Source organism: Aeromonas sp. DNP9, assembly GCF_001728955.1.
In the GTDB taxonomy this organism is placed as follows: Bacteria; Pseudomonadota; Gammaproteobacteria; order Enterobacterales; family Aeromonadaceae; genus Aeromonas; species Aeromonas veronii.
Window position 1 is genome coordinate 23431 of the sequence record NZ_LYSQ01000032.1, and the last position, 21650, is coordinate 45080.

20 protein-coding genes are annotated in these 21650 nt (G+C 61.6%); 9 read left to right on the forward strand and 11 right to left on the reverse strand.

Going from position 1 to position 21650, the window contains the following annotated elements:
• Positions 1-57: 57 nt before the first annotated feature.
• Complete coding sequence (locus tag A9G06_RS19035) at positions 58-795, reverse strand: TerC family protein (protein WP_005352619.1); 738 nt, start codon at positions 793-795, stop codon at positions 58-60.
• 120 nt (positions 796-915) lie between these two features.
• Between A9G06_RS19035 and A9G06_RS19040 the strand changes: the two genes are divergently transcribed.
• From A9G06_RS19040 to A9G06_RS19050, 3 genes are all read left to right on the forward strand, one after another.
• Positions 916-2031 (forward strand): ATP-NAD kinase family protein, encoded by a 1116-nt coding sequence (locus tag A9G06_RS19040; RefSeq protein WP_069556246.1) that lies wholly within the window; start codon positions 916-918, stop codon positions 2029-2031.
• Between the two features lie 99 nt (positions 2032-2130).
• Entirely contained in the window at positions 2131-2409 is a 279-nt protein-coding gene (locus A9G06_RS19045; protein ID WP_005333639.1) for a YfcL family protein, read from the forward strand.
• Between the two features lie 98 nt (positions 2410-2507).
• Positions 2508-4172: an AMP-binding protein gene (locus A9G06_RS19050; protein WP_005333638.1), complete on the forward strand. Its 1665-nt coding sequence runs from the start codon at positions 2508-2510 to the stop codon at positions 4170-4172.
• 109 nt (positions 4173-4281) lie between these two features.
• On the opposite strand, the gene A9G06_RS19055 is transcribed toward A9G06_RS19050, so the two are convergent.
• Positions 4282-5445 carry a PLP-dependent aspartate aminotransferase family protein gene (locus A9G06_RS19055; protein WP_042052882.1) on the reverse strand — a complete coding sequence of 388 codons (1164 nt, stop codon included), beginning with the start codon at positions 5443-5445 and terminating at the stop codon, positions 4282-4284.
• 133 nt (positions 5446-5578) lie between these two features.
• Entirely contained in the window at positions 5579-6622 is a 1044-nt protein-coding gene (locus A9G06_RS19060) for a 2-oxoglutarate and iron-dependent oxygenase domain-containing protein (protein ID WP_069556247.1), read from the reverse strand.
• A 142-nt stretch (positions 6623-6764) separates the two neighbouring features.
• Between A9G06_RS19060 and A9G06_RS19065 the strand changes: the two genes are divergently transcribed.
• Positions 6765-6998 (forward strand): hypothetical protein, encoded by a 234-nt coding sequence (locus A9G06_RS19065; protein WP_069556248.1) that lies wholly within the window; start codon positions 6765-6767, stop codon positions 6996-6998.
• 54 nt (positions 6999-7052) lie between these two features.
• On the opposite strand, the gene A9G06_RS19070 is transcribed toward A9G06_RS19065, so the two are convergent.
• Positions 7053-7691 carry an NAD(P)-dependent oxidoreductase gene (locus tag A9G06_RS19070; protein ID WP_069556249.1) on the reverse strand — a complete coding sequence of 213 codons (639 nt, stop codon included), beginning with the start codon at positions 7689-7691 and terminating at the stop codon, positions 7053-7055.
• A 101-nt stretch (positions 7692-7792) separates the two neighbouring features.
• On the opposite strand from A9G06_RS19070, the gene A9G06_RS19075 reads away from it, so the two are divergent.
• The gene (locus tag A9G06_RS19075) at positions 7793-8683 is read left to right on the forward strand and encodes a LysR family transcriptional regulator (RefSeq protein WP_069556250.1); all 891 of its coding nucleotides are present in this window, start codon (positions 7793-7795) and stop codon (positions 8681-8683) included.
• A 124-nt stretch (positions 8684-8807) separates the two neighbouring features.
• Here the strand turns inward: A9G06_RS19075 and A9G06_RS19080 are convergent, their stop codons facing one another.
• The 4 genes from A9G06_RS19080 to A9G06_RS19095 all read right to left on the reverse strand — a co-directional run bounded on the left by A9G06_RS19080 (position 8808) and on the right by A9G06_RS19095 (position 12763).
• Entirely contained in the window at positions 8808-9710 is a 903-nt protein-coding gene (locus A9G06_RS19080; protein WP_069556251.1) for a LysR family transcriptional regulator, read from the reverse strand.
• A gap of 100 nt (positions 9711-9810) precedes the next feature.
• Entirely contained in the window at positions 9811-11070 is a 1260-nt protein-coding gene (locus A9G06_RS19085; protein WP_069556252.1) for a CynX/NimT family MFS transporter, read from the reverse strand.
• Positions 11067-11966 (reverse strand): pirin-like C-terminal cupin domain-containing protein, encoded by a 900-nt coding sequence (locus A9G06_RS19090; RefSeq protein ID WP_069556253.1) that lies wholly within the window; start codon positions 11964-11966, stop codon positions 11067-11069. Before A9G06_RS19090 ends, A9G06_RS19085 begins: the two co-directional genes overlap by 4 nt.
• A gap of 59 nt (positions 11967-12025) precedes the next feature.
• Entirely contained in the window at positions 12026-12763 is a 738-nt protein-coding gene (locus A9G06_RS19095) for an isochorismatase family protein (protein WP_069556254.1), read from the reverse strand.
• 192 nt (positions 12764-12955) lie between these two features.
• Here A9G06_RS19095 and A9G06_RS19100 point away from each other — a divergent pair, with 192 nt between their 5' ends.
• Positions 12956-13891 (forward strand): LysR substrate-binding domain-containing protein, encoded by a 936-nt coding sequence (locus tag A9G06_RS19100; protein ID WP_069556255.1) that lies wholly within the window; start codon positions 12956-12958, stop codon positions 13889-13891.
• 6 nt (positions 13892-13897) lie between these two features.
• Here the strand turns inward: A9G06_RS19100 and A9G06_RS19105 are convergent, their stop codons facing one another.
• Positions 13898-14806, reverse strand: coding sequence for a LysR substrate-binding domain-containing protein (locus tag A9G06_RS19105; protein WP_069556256.1), 909 nt, complete (start codon positions 14804-14806; stop codon positions 13898-13900).
• 276 nt (positions 14807-15082) lie between these two features.
• Here A9G06_RS19105 and metE point away from each other — a divergent pair, with 276 nt between their 5' ends.
• Together metE and A9G06_RS19115 are read left to right on the forward strand one after the other, a co-directional pair.
• On the forward strand, positions 15083-17347 hold the full coding sequence (gene metE / locus A9G06_RS19110) for a 5-methyltetrahydropteroyltriglutamate--homocysteine S-methyltransferase (RefSeq protein ID WP_069556257.1): 2265 nt from the start codon (positions 15083-15085) through the stop codon (positions 17345-17347).
• Positions 17348-17523: 176 nt separating this feature from the next.
• On the forward strand, positions 17524-18273 hold the full coding sequence (locus tag A9G06_RS19115) for an ABC transporter substrate-binding protein (RefSeq protein WP_069556258.1): 750 nt from the start codon (positions 17524-17526) through the stop codon (positions 18271-18273).
• Positions 18274-18309: 36 nt separating this feature from the next.
• Here the strand turns inward: A9G06_RS19115 and A9G06_RS19120 are convergent, their stop codons facing one another.
• A complete protein-coding gene (locus A9G06_RS19120) occupies positions 18310-19173 on the reverse strand; it encodes a LysR family transcriptional regulator (RefSeq protein ID WP_069556259.1) in 864 nt (287 codons plus the stop codon).
• 167 nt (positions 19174-19340) lie between these two features.
• Between A9G06_RS19120 and A9G06_RS19125 the strand changes: the two genes are divergently transcribed.
• Positions 19341-20774 (forward strand): glycoside hydrolase family 1 protein, encoded by a 1434-nt coding sequence (locus A9G06_RS19125; protein ID WP_069556260.1) that lies wholly within the window; start codon positions 19341-19343, stop codon positions 20772-20774.
• Positions 20775-20864: 90 nt separating this feature from the next.
• Here A9G06_RS19125 and A9G06_RS19130 read toward each other — a convergent pair whose 3' ends face one another.
• Positions 20865-21623 carry an SDR family oxidoreductase gene (locus tag A9G06_RS19130; RefSeq protein ID WP_069556261.1) on the reverse strand — a complete coding sequence of 253 codons (759 nt, stop codon included), beginning with the start codon at positions 21621-21623 and terminating at the stop codon, positions 20865-20867.
• Positions 21624-21650 lie beyond the last annotated feature (27 nt).

The following is a 21650-nucleotide window of genomic DNA, read 5'->3' on the forward strand; positions in this document are numbered from 1 at the left end:
CGATCGGCGCTCTTTTTGATCGCGACAGCTGGGGTCGCGGGGGCATGTGGGGCAGGGTTACTGCGCGCTATTTTGCCCGTTATTGTCGTGATGGCTGCGCAGGCGGATGTTGATCATCTCCACCACCAGCGAGAAGGCCATGGCGAAGTAGATGTAGCCCTTCGGAATATGCAGGTCCATCCCCTCGGCCATCAGGGCGAAACCCACCAGGGTGAGGAAGGAGAGGGCCAGCATCTTGATGGTGGGGTGGGCATCGACGAAATCACCGATGGATTTGGCGGCAAACATCATGATGAAGACGGCGATCATGATGGCCAGCACCATCACCGGCACGTGATCGGCCATGCCGACCGCGGTGATCACCGAGTCGAGGCTGAACACGATATCGAGGATGGCGATCTGGATCAGGGTGCTGATAAAGCCCGAGGCCGCTTTGCTGACGCTTTCCGGCTCGGCCGCCCCTTCCAGGGTGACGTGGATCTCGTGGGCACTCTTGCCGATGAGGAACAGGCCCCCCAGCAGCAGGATCAGATCGCGGCCGGAGATGGCTTCACCCAGCACGGTGAAGAGCGGATCGGTGAGGCGCATCACCCAGGCCAGCGAGAGCAGCAGCAGGATCCGGGTACCCATGGCGAGCCCCAGACCCAGAATGCGCGCTTTTTGACGCTGCGCCTCCGGCAGGCGACCGACCAGGATGGAGATAAAGATGATGTTGTCGATGCCCAGCACGATCTCGAGCAGGGTAAGGGTGGCGAGTGCGACCCAGGCAGAGGGATCAAGAACCCATTCCAGCATGATTGAACCTTGGTTGAAAATTGGTTGGAAAATTGAAGCAGCGCATTCTAGCAGGGGCGCCACTGCTTGTCCCAGAGGGGGGAAAAGATAAAAATGGTGGCCATCGCAAGGGAGGCAGGCATGTTTCGATTAGGGTTCATCATTAATCCGGTCGCCGGGATTGGCGGCGCAGTGGGGCTCAAGGGCAGTGACGGTGTGGTGGCCGAGGCGCTGGCCCGTGGCGCTGTGCCCAAAGCGCAGGAGCGGGCGCGGCAAGCTCTGTTGCCACTGTGCGAGCTGAATGTCCCGTTCGAACTGCTGACGGTGGCGGGAGAGATGGGAGAGACGGTAGCCCGATCTCTGGGACTACCCTGTCGGGTCATCTATCAACCGGCCGGGGAGAGCACCTCGGCTGACGATACCCGCCACGCCGCCGGGCTGATGCGCGAAGCCGGGGTCGATCTGCTGCTGTTTGCCGGTGGCGATGGCACGGCGCGGGATATCTGCGCCGCGGTGGGGGAGTCTTGCCATGTGCTCGGCATTCCCGCGGGGTGCAAGATCCACTCCGGCGTCTACGGGGTGACGCCTGCCGCCAGCGGGCGGGTAGTGGCGCGGATGATCGCAGGGGAACTGCTCAGCCTGATCGATGCCGAGGTGCGCGACATCGACGAGGAGGCGTTTCGCGCGGGCAAGGTGCGGGCCCGCCACTACGGCCAGCTGAAGGTGCCCGGCGATCTGCGTTACGTACAGGCGGTCAAGCAGGGGGGAAAGGAGTCCGAAGAGCTGGTGTTGGCGGATCTCGCCGCCGGTGTGGTGGAGCAGATGGAGCCCGATACCCTCTATCTGATGGGCTCCGGCAGCACGGTGGCAGCCTGTATGGCTGAGCTTGGTCTGGAAAATACTTTGCTCGGTGTGGATCTGGTGGAAAATGGCCGACTTATCGGGCAGGATCTCAGCGCCGCCGAGATCCTGACCCGGATCCGCGGCCGTCGCTGCCGACTGATCATTACCCTGATAGGCGGACAGGGACATCTGTTCGGGCGCGGAAATCAGCAATTGAGTCCTGAGGTGATTCGGTGTGTCGGGCTGGAGAATATCCAGGTGCTGGCAACCAAAGCCAAGCTTGCCGCCCTTGCGGGCAGGCCGCTGCTGGTGGATACCGATGATCCCGAATTAAACCGGGCGTTGCGTGGTTATCTGCGAATAACCACGGGATACAAGGATCAGGTCATCTACCCGGTGGCCAACCCGGAATAGGACGCCAAGGACGCTGCTGGCCTGGCGCCAGAGAGCTGCAATCAACCGGATTGCGGTTCCATACCCCCGAATTTTTTGCCGCAAATGAGGCTGCGTTACATGACGATTCACGATTTTGAGCACAAGTTGTTGGGACTGATCGACAGCATGGTTGCCACCGCGACCGACGATGAGTTGTTTGCGGGGGGTTACCTGCGAGGTCATATCTCATTGGCCGTTGCCCGGGCCGAGCTGGAAGGCAAGACCCTGGTGCGGGACGTCAAGAGCTATGTGCTGCGCAGCCTCAACGAGGCGATCTTGCAAGGTGAGCTTTCTGAAGAGGATGAAAAACTGGTGCAGGCGATGTGGAGTCGTTTGCAACAAGACGCAGAAGCTTGATCGGATACACAATTCAAACTGAAGTTTGAGTTTATCCTTCCCCTGAAGTTAGTGAAAGGTTAATAATAAGTTTCGCCTTTTGTTTCAGGGATTAAACTATGGCCTCCTCCTCACGCATTGCCAATAAACTGCCGCTCGAGATGCTCTATCACTGGGAGCGGCAGTGTCCTGATCGAACCTACCTGCGTCAAACCATCAACCGCGAATATGTCGATTTCACCTGGGGTGAAGTGGCCGATGAAGCGCGGCGGATGGTGACGGCCTTGCGTCACCTCGGTCTGGTGGCCGGTGACAAGGTGGCGCTGCTCTCCAAGAACTGCGCCCAGTGGTTTATCGCCGATCTGGCGATGCAGATGGGGCAGTATGTGAGCGTGCCCATCTACCCGACTGCCAACGTCGACACCATCGAATATGTGCTGCGCCACAGCGAGGCCAAGGCGATCTTCGTCGGCAAGCTGGATGACTGGAAAAGTCAGGAGGCGGGGGTACCCGCCGATCTGCTGCGCATCGCCTTCCCCTATGACACCATGCCGGCCAGCCACCAGTGGGACGATCTGCTGGAGGCGCACGAGCCGATCCCTGACAGCCCGGTGCAGGCCCCTGACTCCCTGCTGAGTCTGGTCTACACCTCCGGCAGCACCGGCAAGCCGAAAGGGGCCATGCTGAGCGTCGAGCGCTACGCCTGGTCGTGCGAGAAGCTGGTGGAGACGGTGAGCCTGAGCCAGGCCGATCGGGGCTTCTCCTACCTGCCGCTGGCCCATATTACCGAGCGAGTCTACATCTATGGCGGCAGCCTCTATGGCGGCGCTACTATCGCGTTCCCTGAATCCCTCGACACCTTTATCGAAGATGTCAAACGCTGCCGTCCCACCGTCTTTATCTCGGTGCCACGACTGTGGGCCATGTTCCGCATCAAGATCCACGAGAAGCTGCCCCAGAACAAACTGGCGTTGCTGCTCAAGATCCCGCTCATCTCCGGCCTTATCAAACGCAAGCTGCAAAAGGGATTGGGGCTGGATCAGGCCCGGGTACTCGGCTGCGGCTCCGCGCCTGTCTCCCCTGCGCTGCTTGAGTGGTATCTGAGCATAGGCCTCAAGGTGACTGAAGCCTGGGGTATGACCGAGAACCACGCCTACTCCACCATCAACTACCCGTTCCGCGCCGACAAGATCGGCACCGTCGGCAAGGCGGGGATCGGGGTGACCATCAAGATCTCCGACGAGGGGGAGATCCTCTGCCGCTGCGAAGGGATGATGCTGGGTTACTACAAGGATCCCGAGCACAGCGCCGAGGCCATCGATGCCGAGGGGTGGCTGCACACTGGCGACATGGGCAAGCTGGACAAGGAGGGTTATCTCACCATCACCGGCCGGATGAAGGATGTGTTCAAGACCGCCAAGGGCAAGTATGTGGCGCCGGTGCCCATCGAGGGACTGCTGGGGCAGGAGCCCATCATCGAACAGCTCTGCGTTATTGGTTACGGCATGCCGCAGCCCATTGCGCTGGTGCAGCTGGCCGAGAGCGCCATGAAGGGCAATCGGGAGGAGGTCAACGCCAGACTGGAAGCGGCGCGGGTGCGGGTCAACGATCAGCTGGAATCTCATGCCAAAATTCGCGGCATTCTGGTAGTGAAGACCCCCTGGAATATCGAGAACGGCGTGCTGACCCCCACCATGAAGATCAAGCGTCACCTGCTGGAGCAAAAGTACGCCCAGGTCGGGGATCGCTGGCCCTCATCCCAAGTGGTGGTGTGGGAGGAGTAAATCCCATTTTTCCATAGCGCGACAAACAACAACGGCCCTTGATGGGCCGTTGTTGTGTTTGAGGCATATCACTCGCCGCTGTTTTGTCGGCGAGTAAAAGTGCGCCCGGTTAGATCTGCGCCAGCGCGGCTGCCAGATCGGCGATCAGATCGTCGGCATCTTCCACCCCGATGCTGAAGCGGATGAGGTCGTCATTGACTCCAGCGGCGAGGCGGCTCGCCTCGTCCATGGCGGCGTGGGTGGTACTGGCCGGATGGCAAGCGAGACTCTCGAGATCCCCCAGACTCACCGCCTGCACGAACAGTTGCAGGTTATCGAGCAGGGTAGCGCAGCGCTCAAACCCGCCCTCCAGCTCAATGCTCACCATGCCGCCAAAGCCGCTGGCGAAGGCGCCTAGGGCATCGTGGCCCGGATGGTTGGCAAGGCCCGGGTAGATCACCTTCTTCACCGCCGGATGGGCGGCCAGAAACTCGGCCACTTTCTGGGCATTGTGCAGGTGGGCATCCATCCGCAGCGGCAGGGTTTTGACCCCGCGCTGCAGCAGGTAGGCCTCCTGCGGGCCTATGGGGGAGCCGATATGCTTGAGGGCCACGGTGCGGATCGATTTCATCAGGGCGTGAGAGCCCGCCACCACCCCGGCGATGATGTCGCCGTGGCCGCCCAGATATTTGGTGCCGCTGTGCATCACTACATCGACCCCGAGCTCCAGCGGGCGCAGCAGGTAGGGGGTAAGGAAGGTGTTGTCACACACCGTGATGGCGCCCACCTTGCGGGCCGCTTCCACCACCAGTCGCGGATCCACCACCTTGAGGGTGGGGTTGGTCAGGGTTTCGAACAGTACCACCTTGGTGGCGGGGCGGATATTGGCCAGCAGATCCCGGTCACTCTCGTAGGCGGTGACCTTGATGCCGGCTCGGCTGAAGGTTTGCTTGAGGAAGGCATCGGTGCCGCCGTAGAGCGGGCCGATATAGGCCACCTCATCGCCGCTGTCGGCCAACGCATACATGATGGCGCTCACCGCCGCCATGCCGCTCGCCACCACCAGTGCCTCGTCGGCCCCTTCGAGGGCTGCCAGTTTCTGCTCCAGCTCGGCGGTGGTGGGGTTGCCAAAGCGGCTGTAGATAAAGCCGGGGGCTTGACCCGCGAAACGCTCCTTGCCCGCCTGGGCGTTGAAGTAGCTGAAGGTGCTGCTCTGGTAGAGCGGGGTGGTGAGGGCGCCGGTCTGGGGGTCGATCCTCTGGCCGCTGTGTACGCTCATGGTCTTGAATTTCATCGTGTTGCTCCGTGATGGCCAGGCTCTGGCCATGACTTGTTTTGTTGTTCGTTACATGTTGTTTTTGTCAGCGCGGGTATGTGCATGCGGCTTATGGCTTATGCATATACCCGCCTAGGGATCTTTACGCTGCTTAGGCCGTTATCGCTTCGCTTTCAGTGCGAGGGAGGCGAGCGGGTTCCACCGGCTCATAGTGACGCACCGCCACATCTGGGTGGGAGCGCAGCCGCCCCTTGAGCACGTTCTCCCCCACCTGATTAAAGAGCGGGTTGGTCGGGTCACTCTCCGGCCCTTGCGCCTGCGCTGCCAGCGCGGGGGAGAGGCTGAGCAGTGGCGCGGTGGCATCAAGCCGCGCCGCCATAAAGAAGGCGCAGGAGAGACGCGAGACGCCAGGCGGCGGGCTTACCCCTCGATGCAGGGTCGCCTTGAGATAGCCGTTGGAGGCCAGTTCCAGCAGCTCGCCGATATTGACCACCAGCGCTCCCGGCAGGGGCGGCGCGGAGATCCAGCCGTTGGCCGTCTCGACCTCAAGCCCCGAATGATTGTCCTGCATCACCAGCGTCAGGTAGCCGGGATCCTTGTGGGCGCCGACCCCCTGACTGCTGCCGCCCGCCTTTTGCCCCGGGTAATGAATCAGCTTCATGTGTTGGTAGGGGGCGCCGCGAATACTGTCGTCAAACACGTTGGCCGGTTGCTCCAGCACCTCGGCGAAGGCTGCGAGCAGGGTGAGGGTGATATCGCTCAGCCGCTCCTGCCACGCCAGCAGATGGGCTTTCATCTCTGGCAGGGCGGTTGGCCACTGGTTGGGGCCGATCAGCCGATGCCATGGTTCACGGATCAGGGCCGCAGGCAGGGCTTGCGCCTCATTCATGATATCGAACTGCTCCCGCAGATCCGGCCGCGCTCGGGTCAGCTCGGCACCGACCCGGTTGTAGCCGCGAAAGTGGGGGCTGTTGACCATCTGCACCGCCAGCTTCTCCTGCTCCGGCAGAGCAAAGAAGCGCTCTGCCAGCGCCAGAATCTCTAGCATCTCAACCTTGCTCAAGCCGTGGCCGACCAGATAGAAAAAGCCCACATCGCGGGCGGCTGCGGCCAGCCTGGCCAACATAGGGCGACGCAGGTCGGGTGCCCCGTTGAGGGCAGCCAGATCGATGATCGGCAGTGGTGAATGTTCCATGTGCACCTCCTCACTCTTTCGTTATCTCTGGCGCCATCTCTTGCACTGCCTCCGCTGTTGGCAGACCTGATAAGCGGCAAACGGGATGGCGTGACAGTGTGGCGGTATGCGCAGCGGTGTGGCGCCATCTGGAATGAAGGGGATGCTACTGTTCGGTGTTATAAGAAGGAAACAACAAATTATTCTTAGTTATACACAAAATTCGAAATGGAATTCGGTGTGTAATGGGGTGGCTGTTTTTTGCGCAGCCATTAAGGGCGGAATGGGAAATGATGGGAAGGAGAGTGATAACCAGAGGCAAGCTGCCCGCGGTAAAAATGACCAAAACAGAAGGGAGGCGGATGCCTCCCTTCTGCTTGCGCGGGTGTTCACCTGACCGGAAGTGCAGGCGAATGACCGTGCATGTCTGGCCTGAACAACCTACGTGCTTTCAGTAACCCAGGGTAAAGCGCTGGCGCTGGTGAGCCGGTTTTTCCACCTCGTTCAGCACGCCATCGGCCAGATCACCGGCGGTGATCCCGGCAGGCTGTTCGCCGCTAAAGAGCACCTGATCGCCACCAATCCGATAGCCGCCGCGCTTCTTGCCCGGTTCGAGGAACACCGGGGGAGAGACAAAGCGCCAGTCGAGGGTAGTTTCACGACGCAGGGCGGTGAGACCGTCGCGGGCCGCCAGTGCCCCCTGTTTCCACTCAGCCGGGAACTCCGGGGTATCCACCAGTTGCACGCCGGGGGCAACCTCCAGACTGCCAGCGCCACCTACTACCAGCAGCCAGCTGTTGGCCGCTTTGGCTGCAGCGACGATCGCGTTGGCGCCCTTGAGGTACTGGTCGTAGATATCCGGTGTGGTCCAGCCCGGGTTGTAGGCGCTGATCACCCGATCGTGCCCCTTGAGCACCTCGGCCAATGCCTGCGGGTTTTGGGCATCCACCGCCACGGCGGTGACCTGCGGATGGGCGGCCACCTTGCTGACATCGCGGACGATGGCGGTGACGTGATGGCCGCGGCTGATGGCCTCGTTCAGGATGGCTGAACCGACAAAACCGCTGGCACCGATCAGGGCAATCTTCATGGGGAACTCTCCTTCACTGTTGGAATGGGGCTATCCTACGCCACCATTTATGATTTAATAATCACCTCAAAAATGTATTCACTTATAAGCTGGATTTAATAATGGAACTGATCAGACGTTACGCCATCTTCGCCGCCGTGGTGGAAGCGGGCAGCATGACAGGGGCGGCCAAATCCCTTGGCATGACCCCCTCCGCCGTCAGTCAGCATATCAGTCAGCTGGAGAGCCTGCTCGGACTGCCCCTGCTCCATCGCTCCACCCGTCGTCTCAGTCTGACCGAGGCGGGAGAGGTGGTGTGGCAAGGGTGCCGGGCGTTGCAGCAGACTCTGAGCGAGACCGAGCTGCGCCTCTCGGAGGTGCGCGACGCCCTGCTCGGGGAAGTGCGGATCACTGCCCCGGTGGGGATGGCGGGCCAGCCGCTGGCGCTGGCCCTCTCGCCGCTGCTGCAGGCCCACCCCGGCCTCACCATCCAGATCATCGCCGACGACGAGAAGCGGGATCTGATTGCCGAGCGGATCGACGTGGCACTGCGGGTCGGCACCTTGCCCGACTCGACCCTGGTGGCCCGTAAACTGGGGCAAACCCGGATGCTGCTCTGCGCCGCCCCCGCCTATCTGGCGCGCAAGGGGACGCCGCGCACGCCCGACGATCTGGCCACCCACGACTGGCTCTGCGGCGACATGCTGGGCAACGGTTTGCTGCTGCAGGATGAAAAGGGGGGCGAGCACAGGGTGAGGTTCAAGGCCAAGGTGCTCTGCAATAACGTGTTGCCCCTGCGCCAGTTTGCGCTGGCGGGGCAGGGGATCTCGCTGCAACCGGAGGGAGAAATTGGCGAGGATCTGGCGCAGGGGCGTCTGCTCGAACTGCTGCCCGGTTTTCGGGTGGCGCCGATGGAGATCCACGCCATCACGCCGCAGCGGGAGATCCCGGAGAAGGTGCGACGGGTGGTGGAGGCGCTGCGCAGCTACTTCGGCACGACGATGTCGTCATGAGCTGCGCCTTAATGGTTGAGAAAAGGCGCCCGATTATCCTGAAGGGGGATTATCCATAAGGCGGTTTGTCGAGAAGAGCGATAGCCCGGATGAGGAGATGGGCATGCTTGACTGTTAAGCATACTTAAAACGAACTGACGGCCCGCACCTGATCTTTGAGCCAATTAAGCCCGGTATCCTGACCGGAGCTCTTGTGCCAACTCATGTAGACGGGGCAATCCTCCGAGAGCCAGGGGAGGGGATAGCTGGCCAGATCCAGCGCCTGCCCCAGCTTCTCCATATGCCACTGGCTGGCGACGCAGAGCCAGTCGGTACGACTCACTAGATGAAGGGCGGTGAGCAGGGAGTCGCTCTCGTAGGCAATCTGGCGCGGCGGCAGCGGCGCCTTGGTCAGGGTGTTGAGCAGCAAGCTGTCGAGCCGCCTGGTTTGCAATACCACGTGCTTTTCGTTGAAGAAGGTGGCCATGTCGGGGGCTTGGCGGATCCTGGGGTGATCCTTGCGGCAGGCGATGCGTAGGGCCTGGGACATGATCTGCTCGTTTTCGATCCCCTGCTCCGCCATCGGCTTGGTGGCCAGCACCAGATCCACGCTGTGCAGATAGAGGCTGTTCTGGCGCAGGGCTTCGTCCTGCACCTGGGTGTTCCACTCCAGCTGAGAGTTGGGGGCTTGGGTCTGCAGCAGGTTGTTGAGCTCCGGCAGGAAGAAGATATCGATATCGGGCACCCCCGCGATGCGAAAGGTGCGCCGACTGGTCTGGGGATCAAAGAGATCGGTACGCTGCAGGCTGCGCTCCATGTCGTGCAGCGGCACCATGATCTCGTGGTGCAGACTGAGCGCTCGCGCCGTGGGGGTGATGCCGCGTCCCTGGCGGACAAACAGCGGCTCACCCACCAGGGTGGTCAGGCGGCTGATGGCCTGACTGATGGCCGAGGGGGTCATCTCCATCATCTCGGCGGCCGTGGTGACACCACCATAGCGGATCACCGCATCGAGGACGCGAAAGAGATTGAGATCGACTTGAGACATGGTGGCTACCGTTAAGCAAGATTAAACAGTTAACATACTGAACTGCCTCTTGTCCGGCCAGCATTCCCTGCGATAACTGTGATGTTTCCCTCTCTATTCGTCATCTTCCATCTTGCCGCGAATGCGATCGAGCCTGTTTTGCAGTCATGCTTGAGTCCGGCAGGTGGCTCGCGGCATAGAGCAGCGCGACCAGCAGCAAGCCGCCCAGAAAGAGCCAGCGAGCGCTTCCCCAATGGCCGCTGTCCGTCATCAGGGCCGCCAGCAACAGGGGGCCAAGCAGCTGACCGAGGTTGGCGAGCTGGACAAAAAAGCCCTGCACGATGGCCAGTTGCACCGGCCCCTGACTCACCCCCTGCGCAGACGATAGGATCGCCGGCGGCGCCATGCCACCCGAAAGGGAGAGGACGAGGCACAATCCATAGGCCCACCACGGCGACAGGCCGGGCCAGAAGGCGAGCATGCCGCACAGCGCCATCAGGCTCAGTGCCCAGCTGATGAGCCGATCTCGCGCCACGCTCCGGCGCAGCAGCCATGCCCCCATCAGGTTGCCGGGAATATTGGCGACCACCGCCAGCGCCGAGAGCAGGGCGATCTGGCTTTGGCCAATCCCGGGAGTGCCTTGCAACATGGTCGGCAGCCAGACAAAGAGCGCCCATAGCATCAGGCTGTAGAGCGTGAACGCCAACCCGTAGCGCCAGAGTGCCTTCTGCCGGAGCACCGTGAGTTGGCGCAGCGGGTGGCCCGAGTTGATCGAGTTTTGGGGGGCCCCGACCCGCAACTTGTCTGCCGAACGACTGGCCAGCAGAAGCAGCAGGGCCGAGAGTTGCAGAGCCATCAGGATCAGCCAGGCCAGTCGCCAGCCACCTTGCACCGTGAGCCAGGGGGTGAGCAGCATGCCGGCCGCCGCACCAAGGGGCAGGTTGACCGCCCACAGGCTCAAGGCCAGTCGCTTATCCTCCTCCCGGGTCACCGCCACGATAAAGGCGGGCATGGCCACCGAGACCAGCAAAAAGCCAATCCCCTCGACAATGCGCGACAGCAGCATCATGGCCAGCCCGGTGGCGGGCAGCGCCAACGCACCGCCTGTGACGATAACCAAAAGCCCGACAACCCCGGTTTGCCGCCCACTCCAGCGGGTCAGCAACAGGCCGAGAAAGAGGCTGAAGAGGATCGCCAGCGTATTGAAAGCCGAGGCGAGATAGCTGGCTTCGACCAGTGTCAGCCCCAGCTCGTTGCGCAGTATGCCGAGTACGGCGGGCACTTTGCCAAGGCAGAGGGCGCCGCTGGCACCGGCAAAAATGGCGAGGAAGACCAGAGGCCAGCGCGTGCTTTGTGGCTGGTGGCTAATGAGCGTGCTCATGGCCGATATTGGCCGTTGCGCAGCCACTCATCGTTGAGCTGACCAAATTCGCCGCGCTGATAGGCATGCAGCCGATCTGCAATGGCGTCGTGGCTGTTCATCACGAAGGGGCCATGTTTAACCAGGGGTTCATTGAGCGCCTGGCCTGAGAGCAGCACGAAGTGGCAGGGCTCGGTGGCCTCAAGCTGCAGAGCCACCGCCTCGCCGCCATCGGCAGGGAGGCTGGCTCCCATCCCGTGACCTGCCGGGATGAGGTGCCGCTCTCCCTCAGACTGCAAAGTCAGCGACCCGGTCAGGGGATAGATCATCGCATTCCAGCTTGCCGCCAGCAGATGGGTAAAGTGGCTACCTGGCTCGCTATTGCCATCGAGCAGGGTAAAGGGTTGGGGCAGTGCTCCCGAGTGTGGCGCCGTTATCCCGTTGCTGTGGCCTGCGACCACCCGTACTCGCACCCCTTCGCCATGAAATTCGGGGATGGTGGCAGCGGCTGCGTGGACGGCAAAAGGCGACGCCATCTTCTGACGGGCAGGCAGGTTGACGAAGATCTGCAGGGCGTGGACATAGGGCGATGCCCCCTCCGGCTGCTCGGTATGCACGGCCCCGCGCCCGGCCGCCAGCCAGTGGAGCGCTCCCGGTTCGATGGGGCCCTGATTGCCGAGGGAGTCGTAGTTGACGTGGGGGCTCGTCGAATCCTCGAACAGATAGGTGACGGCAGAGATCCCGGCATGGGGGTGGGGCTCGAAGGTGGGGGCGGTCATCTGGAAGTGATCCACCATCACCACGGGGTCTATCAGACCGTTGAAAAAATGTTCGCCAAAATGATGTGCTTCAAAGCCGCTGCCAATGCGCAGCGGTTGGCCCTTGACGGGGGCGGAGAGAGTCAGGCGTCTGGTCATCGATATAACCTCTTGAAGACAAAAGAAGCCTTCGGTCATCTGACCGAAGGCGGGGCGAGTTACGACTTCTTGGCACCCTCTTGCATCTGCCACACCAGGGTGGCGAAAGGCATGTCGAGGGCGCTGTAGACATTGTGTGCCTTGGGGTCGACGTTACTGCGCAGCATCTCGACCGCGGCGGAGGCGTAGTCGGTGACCGGGATACCGGCCCCCAGCAAGCGTTGCAGCCCAGTGGTGCGCTTGGCTTCGTTGAAGGTGCCGGAAGCATCGAGCACCACCCGGGCATCATAGCCGGCAGCCTTGGCAGAGAGGGCCGGGAAGCTGGCGCAGATCTCGAGGGAAACCCCGGCGATGATCAGCTGTTTGCGGCCGGTCTTCTCAATGGCGGCGCGCACGGCGGGATCGTCCCAGGCGTTGATGACGGTGCGGTTAATCACCTTTACATCCGGCAGGGCACTGGTCAGTTCGGGCATGGTAGGGCCCCACATGCCATCGGGCATGGTAGCGGTCACGATCACCGGCACGCCGAGGGCGCGGGCGGCGTTGGCCAGCGCCACCACGTTGTGCTTGAGCTCGCCCACCGTGGTGTCGCGCACGCCGCTCAGCAAGCCGACCTGATGGTCGACCAGCAGCAGTACCGCATTGTCTCGGGAGAGCATCTCCAGATAGCGGTTGGGTGATACGGTCGGATGGCTGGTAGCCTCGGCGGCCATGGCCGGTGTCACTGTGGTGGCCAGCGTGGCGGTCAGGGTCGCCAGACCGAGCAGGGTGGCAGAGCAGATTTGTCGCAGTTTCATGGTGAACTCCTTGTGATATTGGAACAGTCAAACGGCCCTTGCTGGTGGGGCGGATTGCCCGCGCAGCAACCGTCTGATGGGGACAGGGCCATTATGATGGCTGCAAAAATGGCGACAATCTGGTGAAATGGGTTCTTATCGTTCTATTGGTGGAACGATGTGAATGCACCTCACCCTGACCAAGGCTGCCCGATGACACCACTGGAACTTGATTTGAATGATCTCTATCTCTTCACCCATGTGGTGCAGCGACAGGGATTCACTGCCGCCGCGCGGGCGCTTGGCGTGCCCAAGTCGCGGATCTCGCGCCGGATCCGGCTGCTGGAGGAGCGGCTGGATACCCGGCTGCTGCAACGTACCTCGCGCCAACTCAGCCTGACCGATGCCGGTGAGGTGCTCTATCGCCACTGTCAGGCGATGCTGGCTGAGGCGCAGGCGGGAGAGGCGGCTGTGCGGCAACGGCAGCAGGAGCCGAGCGGTCTGGTGCGCATCAGCGTGCCCATTACCATGGCCGATGCGCTGCTTGCCCGTTTGCTGCCCGCTTTTATGGCGCAATACCCCAAGGTGAGGCTCGCCGTGCAAGCCAGCAATCGGCAGGTGGATCTGCTGGAGGAGGGGCTGGATGTGGTGATCCGCGGGGTGGCCTTCGAGCAGCCCCCCTCCAGTCTGGTGCAGGTGCCGCTCTGTACGGTGCAGTGGGGCGTGCTGGCGACCCCGGCGTGGCTCTCCCGCCACAATGCGCTGGCGCATCCACGCCAGCTGGAAGGAGAGGATGCCCTGCTCTTCAGCTCGCAGGAGCGTCAGGCCGATCTGTTGCGGCTGCGGCACGATAGCGGGGAGAGTGAGGAGGTGGCAGTCAATGTGCTGCTGCGCAGCGACAATGTGCAAACCCTCAAACTGGCGGCGCTGGCGGGGCTAGGAATGGTGGGCTTGCCACTTTACGCCTGCGTGAATGAGCTGGCGGATGGGCGGCTGCAACAACTGCTGCCAGAGTGGCGTCCCAAAGATGGCAAGCTGGTGATGCTCTATCCCGCGCGGCGCGGTCTGTCACCGGCGGTCAGGGCCCTCATCGACTTTATCAAGGTGCAGTTGCCTGCACTGCTGGCAGAGGTCGGTCAGCCACGCTGAGGAGGGCTATCCCTCCATCTTGCGGCGAATGCGCTCGAACAGGCTCTGCAGACAGGCTTGATCCCGATCGGCGGCCCGCACCGCGCCGTACATATGGCGACGAATACCGCTGCCGAGGGGGCGGGCGCAGAGCATCCCCTGTCTGACAAATTCGTCGCTGGCCCAGCGCGGCAGGGCTGCGACCCCGAGGCCGGCGGCGGCCATCTGCAGCATCACAGAAGTGTTGTCCACCGGCTTGCAGCGGGCGGGCTCCACCCCGGCGGGTTGCAAAAAGCGGCTGAAGATATCCATGCGACTTCGCTCCACCGGGTAGACCAACAGTACCTCTGGCCCCAGATCGCCCGGCTCGATGCGGCTCTGGTGGCAGAGGGGGTGATCCGGCGCCATCACCAGAGTCAGATCGAAGGCAAACAGTGGCTCGAAGTGGAGATCGCCGCGCGCCTGCACATCCGAGGTGAGCAGCAGGTCGAGCTGGCCGCCGAGCAGGGCATTGATGGCATCAAAGCCCAGCACCGACTCCACTTCCAGATCCACTCCCGGCCACTGGCGGCGAAATTCCGGCAACAGCGGCAGTAGCCACTGGATGCAGCTGTGGCAATCAAGCGCCAGATGCAGCCTGCCCGCATCGCCGCTCTGCAAGGCCTGCAACTGTTTCTCGGTCTGGGCCAGGGCGGGCAACACCTGACGGGCGAGGGCGAGCAGCTGGCTGCCCGCTGCGGTCAGCACCAGCGGGCGGCTTTTGCGCAGGTAGAGCTCCAGATTGAGGCGGGTCTCCAGCTCTTTGAGCTGGTGGGAGAGGGCGGACTGGGTAAGGTTGAGGGTCAGCGCCGCACCGGCCAGCGAGCCCTGCTCGGCCAGCGCGGTCAATGTTTTCAAGTGTTTGATCTCTATCCCTGCATTGCTTGGCACTGCCATAAGATGGCTCCTTGTGAGATTGCGTATGGCGCTGAGGTTACGGTCGGCGGTGGCCTGCTGCGCTTCTTGACTCCGGCACCTCTTGCACCTGTAAACATCGGCCTCTGTATCCTCGCGGTGAACCTGATTGGCGGTCAGTTGAGGATTATTTGAGAGCCACTTGAAGAGGATTCAATAGCCAGCGTCACCTTATCTTGTCATTTTGGATGTGTAAACATCTGGATGGCTAAATCATCCAGTTTCCCATCAGATGAATGAGCATAAGGAAATGAACCTATGACACGAGCACACACCCTGGGCTTCCCCCGTATCGGCGCCAAGCGCGAGCTGAAATTTGCCCTCGAATCCTACTGGCGTGGCGAGACCACTCAGGCCGAACTTGTTGCCGTGGGCAAGACGCTGCGTGAGCGCCACTGGCAGGCCCAGCACGGCGCCGGGGTCAATCTGCTGCCGGTGGGCGACTTCGCCTGGTACGATCAGGTGCTCGGCACCAGTTTGCTGGTGGACGCGGTGCCTGCCCGCCACCGTCATGGCGAGACCGATCTCGACACCCTGTTCCGGGTGGCCCGCGGCCGTGCGCCGACCGGCCCTGTGGCGGCGGCCGCCGAGATGACCAAATGGTTCAACACCAACTATCACTATCTGGTGCCGGAGTTCAGCCGTGATCAGCGTTTCAAACTGGGCTGGAGCCAGCTGTTTGACGAGGTGGAAGAGGCTAAAGCACTGGGGCTGCCGGTCAAGGCGGTGCTGCTGGGACCAGTCTCTTATCTGTGGCTCGGCAAGGAGAAAGAGAGCGGCTTCTCCCGCCTTGAACTGCTCGATCGCCTGCTCATCGTCTATCAGGAGATCCTGGCCAAGTTGGCCGCCCAAGGGGTGGAGTGGGTACAGATCGATGAACCTGCGCTGACGCTGGACTTGCCGGACGAGTGGAGGCTGGCCTATCTCAACGCTTACGAGCGCCTCGCGGGCCCCTGCAAGCTGCTGCTCACCACCTATTTCGGCTCGGTGGCTCATCAGCGCGACATCATCACCAGCCTCAAGGTGGATGGCCTGCATCTGGATCTGGTGGCCGCCCCCGAGCAACTGGAGACCCTGGTGCCGCATCTGCCCGCCCAGTGGGTCATCTCCGCCGGGGTGATCAACGGCCGCAACGTCTGGCGTGCCAATTTGGCCAAGCTGGCGCCGACTCTGAAGGCACTGAAAGCCAAACTCGGCGAGCGGCTCTGGGTGGCCTCATCCTGCTCATTGCTGCATAGCCCGGTGGATTTGACCCTGGAGCAGGAGCTGGATCCCCAGACCCGCAGCTGGTTCGCCTTTGCCCTGCAAAAATGCTTCGAGTTGGGACTGCTCAGAGAGTATCTGGATGGGGGCGAGCTCGACAAAATCACCGCCTACAGCCAGCCCATCGTCGATCGGGAGTCTGACAGCCGGGTGCACAAGAAGGCGGTGCAGTCACGGCTCGCCAGCCTCACCAACGGCGATTTTGATCGCCACAGCCCCTATCCGGTCAGGGCCGAGCTGCAGCGCTCGGATCTCAAGCTGCCGCTGCTGCCCACCACCACCATCGGCTCCTTCCCGCAGACCTCGCAGATCCGGGTATTGCGGCAGGATTGGCGCGCCGGTCGCATTGATGACAGCGCCTACGAGGCGGGCATTAAGGCCGAGATCCGCGATGCCATCGCGCGTCAGGAGGCCATCGGCCTGGACGTGCTGGTTCATGGTGAGGCCGAGCGCAACGACATGGTGGAGTATTTTGGTGAGCTGCTGGATGGCTTTGCCATCACCCGCTTCGGTTGGGTACAGAGCTATGGCTCACGCTGCGTCAAGCCGCCGGTGATCACCCGCGATATCGACCGCCCGACCCCCATGACGCTCGAATGGACCCGATTTGCCCAGAGCCTGACCGACAAGCCGGTCAAGGGCATGCTGACCGGCCCCGTGACCATCCTCTGCTGGTCCTTCCCGCGGGAAGATGTGAGCCGCGAGCAGTCCGCACTGCAAATCGGGCTGGCCATTCGTGACGAAGTGGCAGATCTGGAAGCCGCTGGCATCAAGATCATACAGATCGACGAACCGGCGATCCGCGAAGGCTTGCCCCTGCGCAAGCAGGATCATCAGGCTTATCTCGACTGGGCGGTGCGGGCCTTCCGTCTGAGCGCAAGCCCGGTGGCGGACAGCACCCAGATCCACACCCACATGTGTTACAGCGACTTCAACCTCATCATCGAGGCGGTGGCAGCGCTGGATGCGGACGTGATCACCATCGAGACCAGCCGCAGCCAGATGCAGCTGCTCGAAGCGTTCGAACGCTTCAACTACCCCAACGAGATTGGCCCGGGCGTCTACGACATCCACTCGCCGAACGTGCCGAGCCAGAGCTGGATTGAGGGGTTGCTGCGCAAGGCCGCCAAACAGATCCCGGCCGAGCGGCTCTGGGTCAACCCGGATTGCGGCCTCAAGACCCGCGGCTGGGAAGAGACGGAGGCCGCTCTCAAGGTGATGGTCGATGCCACCAAGGCACTGCGTGCCGAGCTGGCGTAACCGGCAAGCCGTGACCGCCATCGGTAAGGTGGCGTGCTGACAAACGAACAAGAGAGGGGAAGCCACTGCTTCCTCTCTCTTTTTTCGTTGGCCACTTTTTCCACTGGATCCTGAACTTTGCCGCAGCCCGCTTTGCACTAGGCTCAGAGGTGGCAGAAGTGGATGGAGTCGCGGCCATGAGAGTCAGTCTGGGGAGCGCAATCTTGTGGGGATTGCTGATGTGGCAGAGTGTCTGGGCGGCGCCAGCGGCCGAGTTGAAGCTGGTCTACTTTGACGACTTTGCCCCATATTCGTGGCGTGACGAACAGGGCAAGATGCGCGGGCTGATGATCGACGTGATGGAGCGGGTGGCAGCGCACATGGGGCTGCGGGTGCGCCATGAAGGTTATCCGTGGCAACGGGCGCAAAAAATGGTGCGGATGGCGCAGGCCGATGGTTTTGTCACCATCGCTACCCGGGAGCGGCGCAGCTATACCCTGATTGTGGAAGAGCCGGTTACCACCACAGTGCTAACCATTTTTACCCAGCGCGCCCATCCCCACATGGCGGAGTTTCAGCGAGCCAGCCGCTTGAGCGACTTCAAATCGCTTACCTTTCTCGACTATTTCGGTAACGGCTGGGGCAAGGAGAACCTAGCGGGCTTCACCGTTCATCACACCATCAATGTTGATAACGTTTTCAAAATGCTGGCGGCGGGGCGGGGGGATCTGATGGTGACCGACCCACTGGTGGCACGTTTCAAACTCAACCAGCTGGGATTGTCCGGGCAGGTGGTCGAGGTGCCGCTGCAGCTTGCCTCTACCCCGTTCAATCTCTGCATCGGCAAGCACTCCCGCTTCAATACCCGGATAACCGGGTTCAACCGAGCCCTGCAACATCTGCGGCAAAGCGGCGAGTTGGCGCGTATCGTCGAACGCTATCGTTGATGCGCGGCCGCCATCTGCTGTTTGCCAACGGCGTGTCTATTTTGGCGTCATATCGGCGATGGTTGCCCAGAAGGCGTCGATCAAGGGCCCCTTGCTGTGGGGCGGATGGATAAGGCCAATGGTCCAGCAGGCTTCCCCATCTCTAAGGGGGAGGGTGAGTACATCCGGGTGCTCTATGGTGGTGGAGGAGGGGACCAGGGTCCAGGCGATCTCTGCCGCCGCGGTGGCGACGCCTGCGGCGAAGTCGTTGACGTACTGGATATCGCGAAAACGCAGCCCGCTCTGGGCCAGATAGTTCATCAGGTGATCGTAAAACGACGGCGCCTTGTCCCGACACAGGATCGCCAGCGGCTTGTCCACCAGATCCGCCAACTCCCTCACATCGCGGTAGCTGGCGGGCAGCACGGCGACAAAGTGGGCTTCGACCACTGGCAGGGCGTGCCATCCCTTGGGGGCGGGCAGGCGGCAAAAACCGAGGTCCAACTTGCCCTCGCTCAGAGCCAGCAACTGGTGGTGGGTGGAGAGATCGTTGAGCTCTATGGTCACCTGTGGTCGCTCGGCGCGAAAACGGGCAATGGCGGCGGGCACCAGGATTTTGGTTGCCACGCCAAAGCCGATGCGCAGGGTGCCGACATTGCCCGCCAGCACGTCGCGGGCGGTGCGCGAGAGCTGCTCGCTCTGGATGACCACAGCGCGGGCATCCTCATACAGCGCCCTGCCCAGTCCGGTGAGGCGAGTGGTATTGGCGTTGCGCTCGAACAGCTCGCCGCCCAGCTCCTCCTCAAGCCGCCTGATCTGTTTGCTCAGGGCCGACTGGGTAACATGCTGACGTACCGCTGCTTGGCCGAAGTGCAGCACTTCCCCCAGAGTGACGAAAGCTTTCAGATCCCGTAGCTCCATCAGGGCTCCTTTCATTCCTGTTGGGAATGTTGAGTGGTCAAATTTGTCATTGGACGGAATTTTAGAAGTGATGGATGCTTATGCCAATTCATTTCGGATGCCCCGGCACGGGGGCGCCGAGTTATCAGAGATGGCTGACACCATCAGCGCAGAAGGAGCAACACCAGATGCATCACCACAAGTTCAACGACTTCCCGAGCGATTTTCTGTGGGGCGCCGCCTCCGCCGCCTATCAGGTGGAGGGGGGCTGGAATGCCGATGGCAAGGGGCCCTCGGTGTGGGATCTCTTCACCAAGTTGCCGGGCAAGACCTTTGAGGGGAGCAACGGCGATGTGGCGGTGGATCACTACCACCGCATGGAGGAGGACGTCGCGCTGATGGCCGAGATGGGGCTCAAGGCTTACCGCTTCTCGGTGAGCTGGCCGCGCATTTATCCCACCGGGCGGGGGGAGGTGAACGAGGCGGGTCTGGCTTTTTACGAGAAGCTGATTGACACCCTCTTGACCCACAAGATCGAGCCGGTACTGACCCTCTATCACTGGGATCTGCCGCAGGCGCTACAAGATGAATACGGTGGTTGGGAAGATCGACGTATCATCGAGGATTTCGAGCGCTACTGCGTGACCCTCTATCAGCGCTTTGCCGGCAAGGTGAAGTACTGGGTGTCGCTTAACGAGCAGAACTACAACCTGACCAATGCCTATCAGCTCGGCACCCATCCGCCCGCAGTGCAGGATCGCAAGCGCTTCTTTGCCGCCAACCACATCGCGTTTCTGGCCAATGCCCGAGTGATCAAGGCGTTTCGCCAGCATGTGCCAAATGGCTTGATTGGTCCGAGCTTTGCCTACTCCCCTGCCTATCCAGCGTCGTGCGATCCGAAAGATATGCTGGCCTATGAGAACGCCGAGGAGTTCAACAACCTCTGGTGGCTGGATGCCTACTGCTTTGGCCGCTATCCGCAGGCGGCGCTCGCTTACTTGCGAGAAAACGGCGAGGCGCCGGAGATCCTGCCGGGCGATATGGAGTTGCTGCGCGAGGGGACGCCCGACTACATCGGCGTCAACTACTACTACACCCTGACCTACACCGATAACCCCTTGGGCGGTCAGACCCTGCAGCGGATCAACACCACCGGCAAGAAGGGGACTACGCCATCGAGCGGCATCCCCGGCCTCTACAAGACGGCGCCCAATCCGCACCTTGAGACCAGCAACTGGGACTGGGCCATCGACCCGACCGGGATGCGTATCGCCCTGCGTCGCCTCTCTTCCCGCTATGGTCTGCCGCTGATGATCACCGAGAACGGTCTTGGCGAGTTCGACAAGCTGGAAGCGGGCGACAAGGTGAACGATGAGTATCGCATCGATTACCTGCGCAGCCACGTCAAGGCGTGCCAGGAGGCGATGCAGGATGGGGTGGAGTTGCTTGGCTACTGCGCCTGGTCGTTCACCGACATCCTGAGCTGGCTCAATGGCTATCAGAAGCGCTACGGCTTCGTCTATGTGGATCGTGACGAGCAGGGGGGCTCCCTTCGCCGGATCAAGAAGGCGAGTTTCCACTGGTATCAGGCGGTCATCACTTCAGGCGGCAAGGTGCTTTAACATATCTCCTTGGCTTGTCATACGAAAAGGCCCTGGCTCCTGTCAGGGCCTTTTGCATGGCATGTTTTGACCTGCACTGGCCGTGGGATGCTAGAGGAACATTCCTCCCGAAGCTTCAATGCGCTGGGCATTGATCCAACGATTGTCATCCGAGAGCAGGGCTGCAATCACCCCGCCGATGTCATCGGGCTGGCCGACTCGTCCAAGTGCTGTTTGGCTGGCAATGAAGTCGTTGACTGCCTGATTGTCCCGCACTACACCGCCGCCAAAATCGGTCTCGATAGCACCAGGGGCCACCACGTTGACGGCGATCCTCCGTGGACCAAGCTCCTTGGCCAGATAGCGGGTCAGCACTTCTACTCCTCCCTTCATGGCCGCGTAAGCGGCGTAGCCCGGTAGGGCAAAACGGGTTAGGCCGGTTGAAATATTGATGATCCGGCCACCATCGCGGATCAGAGGTAACAGCTGCTGGGTTACAAAGAAAGTACCCTTAAGCTGAATGTTCACAAGGGTATCGAACTGCTCCTCAGTGGTCTGATCAAAGCTGGCGTGGATGCCGATCCCGGCATTGTTGACCAGAAAATCGAACTGTTCGCGTTGCCACTCCCGTTGCAACAGTTGATGTACTTCAACGGCGAAGGCTGCAAAGGAGGCACAGTCGGCCACATCGAGCGGTAGGGCATGAGCCTTTACGCCGAGTGCATTGGCTTGTGCCACCACGGCTGCCGCCTCTTCAGCCTGACTGCGGTAAGTGAGAATGAGGTCGACGCCTTTGGCTGCGAGGGCCAGTGCCGAGTGCTTACCGAGGCCGCGGCTGGCACCAGTAATGAGAGCGATGGGAAGGGTCATGGTTCAACTCCTATCAAGAGTGGGGAG